This window comes from Flavobacterium sp. RSB2_4_14, assembly GCF_051547085.1.
Lineage (GTDB): Bacteria > Bacteroidota > Bacteroidia > Flavobacteriales > Flavobacteriaceae > Flavobacterium.
Genome location: NZ_JBPTTL010000001.1, coordinates 393007 through 405802, shown reverse-complemented (window position 1 = coordinate 405802; position 12796 = coordinate 393007). Strand labels below are relative to the sequence as shown.

Below are 12796 nucleotides of genomic sequence, written 5' to 3'. Positions count from 1 at the left end.
ATTGCTAATTTTGAAGTGCAAATTTAGTAAAATAAAACCATAATGTTTACAGGAATAATTGAAACCCTAGGAATTATAAAAGAAATAAAAAGAGAAAACGATAATCTTAACGTTACCGTTTCATCTTTGATAACAAAAGAATTAAAAATAGACCAAAGTGTCGCTCATAATGGGGTTTGTCTTACGGTTGTTGCCATAAACGAAGAGGAATATACGGTTACAGCTATAAAAGAAACTATTGAAAAAACCAATTTAGGTGATTGGAGCGTTGGTGATTTGTTGAATTTAGAACGCGCCATGAAACTCGGTGACCGATTAGATGGACATATTGTTCAAGGGCATGTGGATCAAATAGGGATTTGTAAATCTATTGAAGAAGCAAATGGAAGTTGGTATTACACTTTTGAATATGATAGTAAATTTAATAATATTACAATAGAAAAAGGATCAATTACAGTAAACGGAGTTAGTTTAACTGTTGTTAATTCAAAAGAAAATGAATTTAGTGTTGCTATTATACCATATACTTATGATCATACAAATTTTAAGAATTTTAAAATCGGAACAAAAATAAATTTGGAATTTGATGTTGTGGGAAAATACGTTGCTAGATTGTATGCGCTGAGGCAATAGCTTTAAAAATTCATGAATTTACAAAGTAAAAAGCATCCTTTTAAAGGGATGCTTTTTTTTTATTTAGTCTGTATGTTTTATAAAATGCGTACAACACACAAATAACTGTTAAAACAATTAAACCTCCGTCCAATGGCAGGCCTGGCGGTGGTGGCGGTGTAGATGGTGGTGGTGGATCAGGTGCTGCAATAACATTTGTCAAGGGCAACAAAAACACAACCAGAATAATTAAAATTTTATTCGGGACAATTCTCATAGTGCGTAAAAGTAAAAAAAAAATCCAATCTCCAAAATAAATTATTTATATAATCGACAAACTTAATGAAATGATAATTTTTAAAAGCCGAGTTTCAACATAAAATTAATAAATTTTCAAAAAAAAGACCTCAGAATTGAGGTCTTTTTTTTTGTGGTCCCACTTGGGCTCGAACCAAGGACCACCTGATTATGAGTCAGGTGCTCTAACCAACTGAGCTATAGGACCGGTTTACTTCACTGACTTTTATTGGTTTTGGAGTTCAGTGAATAAAGCCGTGGCTTTATTTAGAGGTTGCAATATTACTATTATTTTTTTTCCGTTGCAACTATTTTTATTGGATTTCTTGACAAAGTTCAATCAAAACACCGTTTGTTCCCTTAGGATGTAAAAAAACGACAAGTTTGTTGTCAGCTCCTTTTTTTGGAGTTTCATTTAGAATTGTAAATCCCTCATTTTTTAAACGGGTTACTTCTGTTACAATATTTTCAACATCAAAAGCGATATGATGAATGCCTTCTCCTTTCTTTTCGAGAAATTTTGCAATAGGGCTATCGGGATTTGTGGCTTCAAGAAGTTCAATTTTATTTGGACCGTTCATGAAAAAGGAAGTTTTCACGCCTTCACTAGCTACTTCTTCTTGTTTATAAGGTGGATTTCCAAATAGTTTTTCAAAAAGTAAATTGGATGTTTCCAAACTGTTTACGGCTATTCCGATATGTTCTATTTTTCTCATGACTGGATATTATGAATACAAAGTTAGCAAAAATTTAAATGCTTTTTCTTTTAGCCCTGATTGAAGTGGTCCCGTCTTTTGGGACGAGAGTAAAGGAAAGCAGGAAAATGGATGGCTAAAACGCCAAAACTCTCGCTTCTTTTAATTATAAAAATTTAAAATTGTATTTTTGCGCCATGGAAACAAACAGACAAAAGAAAATAGGCAGTGTGTTGCAAAAAGATTTAGTAGATATTCTTCAAGGCGAAGTGCGTAAAAATGGAATTACAAACTTGGTAATTTCGGTTTCAAAAGTTACCGTTACTACTGATTTATCTATTGCAAAGGTTTATTTAAGTGTTTTTCCTCAAGACAAAGCCAAAGATTTATTGGAAGCTATCAAAACAAATGCTCCTTTGATTAAGCATGATTTGTCGCAACGTGTGAAATTACAATTGCGTAAAGTGCCTAATCTTGCTTTTTATATCGACGACTCATTGGATTATATTGAGAAAATCGACAATGCATTAGCCGGTAAAGAAAATCCAATTGAAAACCGCGAACTTTTAGACAAACGCAAGAAATTTTAACTTGAATTTTTCTCTTTACATAGCCAAACGTTATCTTTTTAGCAAGAGTAAAAATAATGCTATAAATATAATAACTGGCATTGCTTCTATGGGAATTATAGTTGGCGCCATGGCATTATTTGTGGTGCTTTCTGTTTTTAGCGGTTTGCGCGATTTTAGTTTGTCTTTTTCTAATGATTTTGACCCCGATTTAAAAATTAATCCAACAACTGGAAAATCTTTTCAGGTTACTCTTGCTCAAGAAAATCAATTAAATAAAATAGAAGGGATTGCTTCTTACAGTAAAGTAGTTGAAGAGCGTGTGCTTTTCTTTTTTGATGGAAAAGAACAAGTAACTTACTTAAAAGGTGTTGACGCAAACTATACCAAAACCAACTTAATTGCTAAAAATAATATTTTTAACGGTAAATGGTTTAAACCAAATACGTATCAAGTTGTTGTGGGTTATGGGATTTCTCAAAAGCTATCTTTAGGACTTTTTGATTTTAATAATCCTTTTGAAGTTTATGTGCCTAGAAAAGGGAAAGGCATAATAGAGAGTGAAGCGGATGCATTTAACAAAACAACCTTAATTCCTATTGGAATATATGCAGTAAGTGAGGATTTAGATAGCAAATATGTTTTTTGTGACTTGACATTGACACAGCAGTTATTAGAACTTAAGGCAACTCAAGTATCAGCAATTGAAATTAAGTTGAAACCCAATGTTGATGAAACAGGTATTAAAGAAAGACTTAATAGTATCTTTGAAAATAAAGTTGAGGTAAAAAACCGAGCCCAACTTAACGCTACACTTTATAAGATGCTGAATACCGAAAACATTGCGGTTTATCTCATATTTACTTTAGTGATTATTATTGCGCTTTTCAACTTAATTGGCGCATTGATTATGATGATTTTGGATAAAAAAAGTAATTTAAAAACACTCTTTAATTTAGGTTCAGAAATCAAAGATTTGAAGAAGATATTTTTGCTTCAAGGAAGTTTATTGAGTGTTTTTGGTGGAATAATTGGGTTGGTTTTAGGAATAATAATTGTATTGATACAGCAACAATTCAATTTAATAATGATTAATGAAACCTTGGCTTATCCTGTAGTTTTTAGTATTCAAAATGTAGCAATTGTTTTTGCAACAATTATTTCTCTTGGAATACTATCTAGCTGGATAGCAAGTAGCCGAGTGAGTAAAAAATTATTGGATTAAACAAACTGATAGTTTGAATATACTTCCTGAATTTCATCCAAAGCTTTGAATAATGATTCAGCAGACTCAAGAGTTACTAATTTTAAACGGTGTTCTTTAAAATTGGAAACACCTTTGAAGTAATTGGTATAATGACGACGCATTTCAACAATGCCAAGACGTTCGCCTTTCCAATCCATCGACCAAGTTAAATGATTTCGTGCCGCTTCAATTCTGTCAGCCATAGTAGGTTGTGCCAAATGTTCTCCGGTTTTAAAATAATGCTTGATTTCATTGAAAATCCAAGGATAGCCAATAGCAGCGCGACCAATCATCATGCCGTCTAAACCAAATTTATTTTTATATTCCAAAGCTTTTTCTGGAGAATCAATATCGCCATTGCCAAAAATGGGCATGGTAATTCGAGGATTATTTTTTACACGTGCAATATGAGACCAATCAGAATGGCCTTTATACATTTGTGCTCGAGTTCTAGCATGAACAGTTAATGCTTGCACACCAATATCTTGTAAACGTTCGGCTACTTCATCAATATTTATCGAATTTTCATCCCAACCCAAACGAGTTTTTACCGTTACCGGAAGATTGGTTCCTTTTATAACTGCTTTGGTCAAACGCACCATCAAATCCACATCTTTCAAAACACCAGCACCAGCACCTTTGCAAACTACTTTTTTCACAGGACAACCAAAATTGATATCAATTAAATCGGGCTGAACGGCATCTACAATTCTTGCTGACATAGCCATAGCTTCTTCGTCACCACCAAAAATTTGTATACCTACAGGTCTTTCGTAATCAAAAATATCCAGTTTCATTCGGCTTTTTATCGCATCCCGAATTAATCCTTCGGATGAAATAAATTCAGAGTACATCAAGTCGGCACCATGTAATTTACACAGGCGACGAAATGGTGGATCGCTCACGTCTTCCATTGGCGCAAGTAATAATGGAAAATCTGGTAATTCGATGTTGCCAATTTTTGGCATAGTTCTATTTTTTATTTTGAAAAATTCAAACCTATTGGTTTTGGTCGACAAAATTACAATTTTTTATATTAACTAGAAATCATGATGCCGTTACTCTAAATTATATAACAATATCAAGAAATAGTATAATTTCTTTCTGCCTTAACTAAGTAGCTTTGTTATTGAATAATTATGCACTGATGGAAATAAGAATTACAATCAAGACCGCTCTGAGAATATTGAAAGACACTTTTCAAAGTTTTATAGACGATCGTGCATTGAAATTTAGTGCATCTCTTTCATATTATACGGTTTTCTCATTAGCGCCACTTTTGTTATTAATGATTTCATTAGCCAGTATTTTTTTTGGACGAGAAGCCATTCAAGGGAAAATTTTTGGCGAAATAAATGGTCTTATCGGTAATGAAGCAGCAGCCCAAATTCAGGATATTATCAAGAATATGGAGCTTTCAGGAAAAACAACTACAGCCATTATTATTGGTTCGGTAACATTGTTTATTGGTGCTACAAGCATTTTTGTTGAAATTCAAGACTCCATAAATAGTATTTGGAGAGTAAAAGCAAAACCAAAAAGAGGTTGGCTGAAACTAATCAAAGACAGATTACTTTCTTCTTCCTTAATTGTAGGACTTGGTTTCTTACTAATTGTATCTTTAATGGTAAACGGAGCTTTGCTTGCGCTAAGTGAGTGGCTGAAAAATTATTTCCCCGATGTCACGCTGATTATTTTCCAAATTGCCAATATCATTCTTAGTTTTATAGTAATTACAACACTGTTTGGAGTGATTTTTAAAGTGCTTCCCGACGCTAAAATTGCTTGGAAAGATGTTAGATCTGGTGCTTTTTTTACAGCTTGTCTTTTTATGCTTGGTCGTTTATTGATTGGGATTTATATCATTTTTACAAGCACAGGCTCAGCTTATGGCTCAGCGGGATCGTTGATTGTGATATTGGTTTGGGTGTATTACACTGCGGCAATATTATATTTTGGAGCAGAGTTTACAAGAGTTTATGCCGAGTATACTGGAGCAAGGATTGAACCGGCTGATTATGCGGTATATGTGGAACAATTTGAAAGAGAAAAAGAAGTAAACATTCTTCCAGATACAGCAAAACCAGATGCAAGTGTTGTCGTAAAACCAGATACAAAATCAGGTTAGAAAACTTCAACAAAATCTTAAAACAACAACAAAAAATTGCTTTACATGGAATTTACTTGCTTATCCTTTTAAATCAAAACTTTGCCTTATATTTGCCGATTAAATGCGTTAGCATTTTGCCCAAAAAATTGACAGATTTACGAAGATGAAGCATATTAGAAATTTTTGCATTATTGCACATATTGACCACGGAAAAAGTACGCTTGCCGATAGACTTCTTGGTGCGACACAAACCGTTACAGCTCGTGAAGAAAAAGCACAATTGCTAGACAACATGGACTTGGAGCGCGAACGTGGGATTACCATAAAAAGTCACGCTATTCAAATGGAATATAAATACAAAGGCGAAGATTATATTCTGAACCTAATTGATACTCCAGGACACGTTGATTTCTCTTATGAAGTTTCCCGATCTATTGCAGCTTGTGAAGGCGCTTTGTTAATTGTAGATGCAGCGCAAAGTATTCAGGCACAAACGATTTCAAATTTATACTTAGCTTTAGAAAACGACTTGGAAATTATTCCGGTTTTGAATAAAGTGGATTTACTAAGCGCTAATCCAGAAGAAGTTAGTGATGACATTATCGATTTATTAGGATGTAAATTAGAAGATATTATTCATGCTTCGGGTAAAACTGGTTTTGGGGTTGAAAATATTTTGGCAGCTATTATTGAAAAAATACCACCACCAAAAGGAGTTAAAGACGAACCGCTTCAAGCCTTGATTTTTGATTCGCATTACAATCCTTTTAGAGGAATTGAAGTTATTTTTCGTATAAAAAATGGTGAGATTCGCAAAGGCCAAAAAATCAAATTCATGGCAACGGGCAAAGAATATTTTGCCGATGAAGTAGGAACTTTGAAGTTAAATCAAGTGCCAAAAGATGTTATTTCTACTGGCGATGTTGGCTATTTGATTTCAGGAATAAAAGAGGCAAAAGAAGTAAAAGTAGGTGATACCTTGACAGATGCCAAAACACCAACGACTAATATGATTGTGGGTTTTGAAGATGTAAAACCAATGGTTTTCGCTGGAATTTATCCTGTTGATACCGAAGATTATGAAGAATTGCGAAATTCGATGGAAAAATTACAATTGAACGATGCTTCCTTAGTTTTTCTTCCAGAAAGTTCAGCTGCTTTGGGCTTTGGTTTCCGTTGTGGATTCTTAGGAATGTTGCACATGGAAATTATCCAAGAACGATTGGAACGTGAGTTTGATATGACTGTAATTACTACAGTTCCCAACGTTTCCTACATGGCTTACACCAAAAAAGATCCCGAGACACCTTTTGTCGTTAATAATCCATCTGATTTGCCAGAACCATCTCGATTAGACCGAGTTGAAGAACCATATATAAAAGCAACCATCATTACCAAAGCAGATTATGTAGGAAATGTGATGAGTTTGTGTATTGAAAAACGAGGTGTGATTACCAATCAAACCTATTTAACTACAGAAAGAGTAGAACTAAATTTTGACATGCCTTTGGCAGAAATTGTATTCGATTTTTATGACAGATTGAAAACAGTTTCCAAAGGATATGCTTCGTTTGATTATTCACCTATTGGAATGCGAACATCAAAATTAGTAAAACTAGATGTGTTGTTAAACGGGCAATCTGTTGATGCGCTTTCTGCTTTAATTCATGAAAGTAATGCGTATCACATTGGAAAAAAAATGTGTGAAAAACTACGAGAGTTAATTCCAAGACAACAATTTGATATTCCGATTCAAGCGGCAATTGGTGCTAAAATCATAGCTCGTGAAACTATAAAAGCATTGCGTAAAGACGTTACTGCCAAATGTTATGGTGGTGATATTTCGCGTAAACGTAAACTTTTGGAAAAACAGAAAAAAGGAAAAAAACGTATGCGTTTAGTAGGAAATGTTGAAATTCCACAAGAAGCGTTTATGGCAGTTTTGAAGTTGAATGATTAAGAAGTATTAAGATAAAAGTATTAAGTATTAAGACTGAACCCAATTACGAAAGTTGTTGGGTTTTTTGATTAGAAATAATTTTAGTAAATTTGTTACTATGGAAGCAATAAAACTAAATATCAACCTGAATATAAATCAGTTGGTTGAAGCAGTAAAACAATTATCTCCAAAAGATAGATTGAAAATTAACGACGCTATATGGAATGATGAAATCGAAATTCCAATAGAGCATCAAAAGATAGTTTTAAGCCGTGTTGCTAAAGCAGAATCAGACACGAACAGACTTTTGGATTGGGATAAAGTTTCTAAAAATTTATAATCTTGAGTTATAAATTAAAAATTGATATTGATGCTTTTGCGGATATTCAACAAGCACAAGATTGGTATGAACTTCAATTGAAAGGATTAGGAAAACGTTATACCAATCAGGTAAAAAAGCAAATTAATGCTCTGAAAAAAGATCCCTATATCTTCTCTATAAAATACAAAGAAATTCGCTGCAAGAAAATTGACAAATTTCCTTTTTTGATACATTATAAAATTAATGAAGAATTAAAAACGGTAAATATTTTTGCAATTTTTCATACTTCAAGAAATCCTGAGATTTGGAATAGAAATAATAAATAAAAGACTTGACGGAGTTTATCCCTTCATTTCCTCAAACAATCGCATCACATCTTCCACTTTAAAAAGCTGCGTTCCTTCGTTCATGGTAGCAGCAGTTCCACAACAAACGCCCATTTGAATTACTTCTTTCAGTGTTTTGTTTTGAGATAAAGCCCAAACCATGCCGCCAACCATACTATCACCAGCGCCAACGGTACTTTTCTTTTCAGCTTTTGGAGCTGCTACAAATTCGGTGATGTCTTTTGAAACTAAAATGGCACCTTCCGCTCCAAGGGAAACCACTACAATTTCGGCACTTCCTTTTTCGATTAAGGTTTGTGCTGCTTTTTCTACTTCGGGTAATGTTAATCGCTCAACACCAATTAGTTTTGCGAGTTCACCAATGTTTGGTTTGATTAAATAAACTCCCGTTTCTAGAATTTTTTGTAAAGGTTCTCCAGAAGTATCTACAATTACTTTTATATTGGAAGCTTTAGCGGTTTTTGCTATTTTTTGATAAAAATCTGTTGGTAATCCTTCATTCAAACTGCCACTTATGACTAAATATTCCGCATGTAAATTTGATATTACTTCGAGTATTTTAACTGCTTCATCTTCCAAAATTTCATTACCGGGAAATCCAAAACGATATTGCGATTTAGTCGAGTTTTCAAAAGCAATGAAGTTTTCTCTTGTCCAATTTTTGGTTTTTATAACGATGCTTTCTATTCCTTCCTTGTTGATTAATTCTTCTAACAATTCACCTGGAGAACCACCAGAAGTAAACACACAAGTGGATTTTCCACCGAGTTTTGAAATCGCTTTTGAAACATTAATGCCACCGCCACCAGCATCATATCTTGGTTTTTCGCAACGTATTTTTTGTTCGGATACTAGTAAAGGAAAATGAGTGCTTTTGTCCAAAGATGGATTAATGGTGAGTGTAACAATTGAAGTAGGTTTCATTTAAAGTTAAATTTTTAATTTATGGTTGAAGATGTTTTTCATTATAAAGATAAAAAAAGGTGAAGCTAAAACTCCACCTTTCTTACTTTATAATTCTCTTCTGTTGTCATCAGAATTGGTGTCAATCAATTTATTGTAGGGATCAACACCAACTTCAGTAGGTTTTTCGTTTACAATTATAGAAATAGAATTGTTGATTTTGTTGATTTTAATTTTCTTTAAGTACAATTCTTTATCTCTTTTTTCTCCTTTCACGGTTTGTTTACAGAAAACACCAATTTCAGTATAATCGTTTAACGGATAAGATTCTGAGGCAAACTTATCTCCTTTTTTGGTGTATGTTAACGTTTTGCCTTTTTTATCTTTAAAAATTCGTTTTCCAGTATCGTCTGCTTTGTATTTGGTTACTTCAAATTCGATGTCAACTTGGTATTTACCGTTAGGCAATTTTTTAGAAGTGGCTTTGCTTACTCTATTGTCATACAAAGTTATGGTTTCAAACATGTCATTTATTAGATATTGTAAACTATCGGGAGTTGCTGCTTTCAGTTCGTTTACAAGCTCAATAGAATTGGTATATGGCGCTTCTTGATAGGCTACTTTTTTAATATATCCTTTGAGCGCATCATTCATTTTTTTCTCTCCAATAAAATCACTCAAAGCATATAAAACTAACGAACCTTTATTGTAATGAATGTATTGTTGGTTTTCATTAAACATCAAGGGTTGTTCTTTTTTACTTTCAAAAGTTCTTCCTTGAAGGTAACTGTCCAAAGCATCTTTCAAGAATTTGCGCATTTGGGATTTTCCGTAAGTATGTTCTAAAACTTTTAGCGAACTGTATTCTGATAAACTCTCGGATAAAAGCGTTGCACCTTGCACATTGGCTCCAATTACTTGATGCGCCCACCATTGGTGCGCTACTTCGTGTGAAGTAACCGCAAAAGGATAATCAACTGCATCTGGGTTTTCATCGTCAACAGCAGCAATAAATCCTATAGCTTCAGAAAACGGAATGGTATTGGCAAATGACTGTGCAAATCCACCACCCGTTTTTGGAAATTCTATGATTCGAACTTGTTTGTGTTGGTATGGACTAAAATTGGTTGTGTAATAATCCAACGATTTTTTAACAGCAGCAATCATTCTGCCTACATTGTATTCATGTCCTTTGTGGTAATAAATTTCGATGTTTACATTTTTCCATTTGTCTTTTTTAACCTCATATTTAGCCGAATTGAAAGCATAAAAATTCAGCATTTTTCTATCCATTTTGTAATGAAAATAGTTTCTGCCGTCTTTTGTCCATTTTTTAGTCAAATAACCTGGCGCAATGGCTGTTTGATCTCCAGCCGTGCTCACAGTGGTTTCAAACGTAATCCAATCGGCATCACTACTTATATAAGTGTTTCTTCTCGCGATACTATCCATTGGAGTTGCCATTCTGTCTTTTGGTTTTAATCCATATTTTTTTCTAACATCATCATCAGTTAGTTCACCTTGGTCTGAATAACCAATGGAAGGAAACATTGAATTGTTCAAGAACGTTCCGTTGTAAATAACCGGAGAATTGTCATTGAAAAAATCATTAGGTTTATTTTTTACCGTAAAACTCATTTGAATAGAATCACCTGGCATTAAAGGTTGTTCTAGTCGATACATATCAAAATTCATAACGGTGTCTTTTGAAACTAATTTTGTTTTTACTTTAAAAGCTACTTTTGTGTATTTTCCATGGTTTACAAAAATGGTATCAATGGTTTGGGATGTTTTATTTTTTAAAGTATAAGTACCATTGGCAACAAAATTCCGCTCTTCTGGGAACAAATCCATGTCTACTTTTACATCCGTAATTCTTGGCTGGGCTTTGTTTTCATACTTTTTGTATTTCTTTTCCCATTGTGCCATTTCTTCTTCTTGCTCTTTTCCAGTCTTACTTTCGTTTACAATATTGTTTTCATAATAAATAGCACTTCCAATTCCTAAAAACACTAAAAAGGAAAGCGTCATTGGAATTACGACTTGTTTTTTCATTCGGTTGATAGCATCAGCAAAACGAAGTTTTACTGATTGACCCAAACCTCTTGTCCAAAATAATAACGACAAAGCAAAGAACACTAGGCCTAATGCTAACCAATAAAATTTATACAAATAGTAATATTTTAGGCCATGTCCGTAACCATTCATATCGGAATAATCAAAGCCAGGATCACTATTGAATTGGTAAATTTGTTGTTCTACACCAATAGCAGGCAAAAAGCTTAATCCTATTGATAGCAATAACAGCACAAAGAAACCTAACAAATAATTTTTGAAAAGTGTTTGAATAAAAATGGCCAAAAGTGCCCAAATGATGCAATGAATTAATTCGATACCATACAATTCAAACAAATAATGACCGATTTCGAAATTATAATACCCTTTATAAATTTGGAATAAAATCCCTGATATCATAATGACTGATAACAGAACGATTTGCATTTTTACAATGGCAATAAATTTTGAAGACAATAAAACCCAATTAGGTGTTGGTGTTACATCTATCAAATGATTCATTCTGGCAGTGGCACTGCGATGAATTAAAATTCCAGAAAAAAGGAAAGTCAATAAATTAATAAACAAACTAAATGTCGCACCAGGAATTTCTAACATTTGCCAGGTTACAGGATAGGTTTCGGTACCAAAAAATTGTCCTGCTGACAAGGAAGTGATCAGTATGAAAAGCATTCCAACAATAACAATACTGATGAAAACCCAATTCCTAACAATAAATTTAAAATCAACGTTTGATAAACTCCAAGCTGTTTTTAGGTTTTGTTTAGTGGAAAAATCGAAACTAATGTTGGGAAGATTTATTTTGGTAATGCCACCAAAGTTATTTTTGGTTACTCGTTCATTATTTCTGCTTCGTCCTAGCGTTAAAGCCGTTTGTGTAAACGAAAAATAACGATACATTAACCCTAAAATTAAAGTTGAAATTCCCAACCAAATAAGACGATTGTAGAGCACCACACCAGTGTAAGGAAGCAAATTTTCATTTTTTTCATACACTGTCCAATATTTTGTGTAATAATCCAAAGCATCGGAACCAAAAGGCTCTAAAAGTGCCACTATGTATCGATTATCTGCATCTTGCGTAAAGCTACTGATGATGCTTTGAATAAATAAAAGTAAAATAACCGTAATAAAACCTACCGAGATATTTCGGGTGATGGTTACCATTGAAAATACAATGACACCATAAAAAATTAAATTAGGAATTATGAAAATCAAATAACTTTGGATGTAAGCAATAAAACGATGTGGTCCAAGCAAATCCGGATTAACGCCAGGTAAAAAAGACGCTAAAAAAGCACCCAATCCCACAAACAAAGTAATGATAATAACAACCAATAACGAGCTTAAAAACTTGCTCATTAAATAATCCCATTTCGAAAACGGATAGGAAAATAAAATGGTGTGCATGTTGTATTTAAAATCACGGTAAACCGAAGCACCAACAATGGATGGCAATAAGAAATAAATGAAAACCGATAATCCGTTCAACATTCCGTTTAAAGCAATAGGCGAGTTGGCCATTGCATTTGAAGAAGTGGTGGTTTTAAAATTATCAAAAATCCCCAAACTACTTCCCATTAATAATAAAGAAAGACCAAAAAAGATGGCAACATAGATATAAAAAGATGGATTTTTCAACCACCTTTTTAATTCGAAGGTAAAAATGGTTCCAAACAT

General features: G+C 33.4%; 11 protein-coding genes and 1 tRNA gene. 7 read left to right on the top strand and 5 right to left on the bottom strand.

Going from position 1 to position 12796, the window contains the following annotated elements; translation table 11 throughout:
- Positions 1-42 precede the first annotated feature (42 nt).
- The gene (locus tag ACSVH2_RS01810) at positions 43-633 is read left to right on the top strand and encodes a riboflavin synthase (protein ID WP_438091453.1); all 591 of its coding nucleotides are present in this window, start codon (positions 43-45) and stop codon (positions 631-633) included.
- A gap of 410 nt (positions 634-1043) precedes the next feature.
- Here ACSVH2_RS01810 and ACSVH2_RS01805 read toward each other — a convergent pair.
- Positions 1044-1117 (bottom strand) — tRNA-Ile (locus ACSVH2_RS01805).
- Positions 1118-1223: 106 nt separating this feature from the next.
- Complete coding sequence (gene mce, locus ACSVH2_RS01800; RefSeq protein ID WP_438091452.1) at positions 1224-1625, bottom strand: methylmalonyl-CoA epimerase; 402 nt, start codon at positions 1623-1625, stop codon at positions 1224-1226.
- A 176-nt stretch (positions 1626-1801) separates the two neighbouring features.
- On the opposite strand from mce, the gene rbfA reads away from it, so the two are divergent.
- Both rbfA and ACSVH2_RS01790 read left to right on the top strand, forming a co-directional pair.
- Positions 1802-2194 (top strand): 30S ribosome-binding factor RbfA, encoded by a 393-nt coding sequence (rbfA, locus tag ACSVH2_RS01795; protein ID WP_438091451.1) that lies wholly within the window; start codon positions 1802-1804, stop codon positions 2192-2194.
- A 1-nt stretch (position 2195) separates the two neighbouring features.
- Positions 2196-3398, top strand: coding sequence for an ABC transporter permease (locus ACSVH2_RS01790; RefSeq protein WP_438091450.1), 1203 nt, complete (start codon positions 2196-2198; stop codon positions 3396-3398).
- On the opposite strand, the gene dusB is transcribed toward ACSVH2_RS01790, so the two are convergent.
- A complete protein-coding gene (gene dusB, locus ACSVH2_RS01785; RefSeq protein WP_438091449.1) occupies positions 3395-4387 on the bottom strand; it encodes a tRNA dihydrouridine synthase DusB in 993 nt (330 codons plus the stop codon). The genes ACSVH2_RS01790 and dusB overlap by 4 nt on opposite strands.
- A 179-nt stretch (positions 4388-4566) precedes the next feature.
- On the opposite strand from dusB, the gene ACSVH2_RS01780 reads away from it, so the two are divergent.
- The 4 genes from ACSVH2_RS01780 (at position 4567) to ACSVH2_RS01765 (ending at position 8116) form a co-directional block, all read left to right on the top strand.
- Complete coding sequence (locus ACSVH2_RS01780) at positions 4567-5547, top strand: YihY/virulence factor BrkB family protein (protein ID WP_438091448.1); 981 nt, start codon at positions 4567-4569, stop codon at positions 5545-5547.
- Positions 5548-5692: 145 nt separating this feature from the next.
- Positions 5693-7489, top strand: a complete 1797-nt coding sequence (gene lepA, locus ACSVH2_RS01775; RefSeq protein WP_438091447.1) for a translation elongation factor 4 — start codon at positions 5693-5695, stop codon at positions 7487-7489.
- A 97-nt stretch (positions 7490-7586) separates the two neighbouring features.
- Positions 7587-7808 (top strand): hypothetical protein, encoded by a 222-nt coding sequence (locus ACSVH2_RS01770; protein ID WP_438091446.1) that lies wholly within the window; start codon positions 7587-7589, stop codon positions 7806-7808.
- A 2-nt stretch (positions 7809-7810) separates the two neighbouring features.
- Complete coding sequence (locus tag ACSVH2_RS01765) at positions 7811-8116, top strand: type II toxin-antitoxin system RelE/ParE family toxin (RefSeq protein WP_438091445.1); 306 nt, start codon at positions 7811-7813, stop codon at positions 8114-8116.
- Positions 8117-8131: 15 nt separating this feature from the next.
- Here the strand turns inward: ACSVH2_RS01765 and ACSVH2_RS01760 are convergent, their stop codons facing one another.
- Together ACSVH2_RS01760 and ACSVH2_RS01755 are read right to left on the bottom strand one after the other, a co-directional pair.
- Positions 8132-9061 (bottom strand): 1-phosphofructokinase family hexose kinase, encoded by a 930-nt coding sequence (locus ACSVH2_RS01760; protein ID WP_438091444.1) that lies wholly within the window; start codon positions 9059-9061, stop codon positions 8132-8134.
- A gap of 87 nt (positions 9062-9148) precedes the next feature.
- The gene (locus ACSVH2_RS01755; RefSeq protein WP_438091443.1) at positions 9149-12796 is read right to left on the bottom strand and encodes a M1 family aminopeptidase; all 3648 of its coding nucleotides are present in this window, start codon (positions 12794-12796) and stop codon (positions 9149-9151) included.

Excerpts from the sequence above, each read along its gene's own strand:
- rbfA (WP_438091451.1), top strand. The coding sequence starts at position 1,802 with ATGGAAACAAACAGACAAAAGAAAATAGGCAGTGTGTTGCAAAAAGAT.
- ACSVH2_RS01810 (WP_438091453.1), top strand. The coding sequence starts at position 43 with ATGTTTACAGGAATAATTGAAACCCTAGGAATTATAAAAGAAATAAAA.
- ACSVH2_RS01780 (WP_438091448.1), top strand. The coding sequence starts at position 4,567 with ATGGAAATAAGAATTACAATCAAGACCGCTCTGAGAATATTGAAAGAC.
- ACSVH2_RS01760 (WP_438091444.1), bottom strand. The coding sequence starts at position 9,061 with ATGAAACCTACTTCAATTGTTACACTCACCATTAATCCATCTTTGGAC.
- lepA (WP_438091447.1), top strand. The coding sequence starts at position 5,693 with ATGAAGCATATTAGAAATTTTTGCATTATTGCACATATTGACCACGGA.
- ACSVH2_RS01770 (WP_438091446.1), top strand. The coding sequence starts at position 7,587 with ATGGAAGCAATAAAACTAAATATCAACCTGAATATAAATCAGTTGGTT.
- ACSVH2_RS01755 (WP_438091443.1), bottom strand. The coding sequence starts at position 12,796 with ATGTTTGGAACCATTTTTACCTTCGAATTAAAAAGGTGGTTGAAAAAT.
- dusB (WP_438091449.1), bottom strand. The coding sequence starts at position 4,387 with ATGCCAAAAATTGGCAACATCGAATTACCAGATTTTCCATTATTACTT.
- mce (WP_438091452.1), bottom strand. The coding sequence starts at position 1,625 with ATGAGAAAAATAGAACATATCGGAATAGCCGTAAACAGTTTGGAAACA.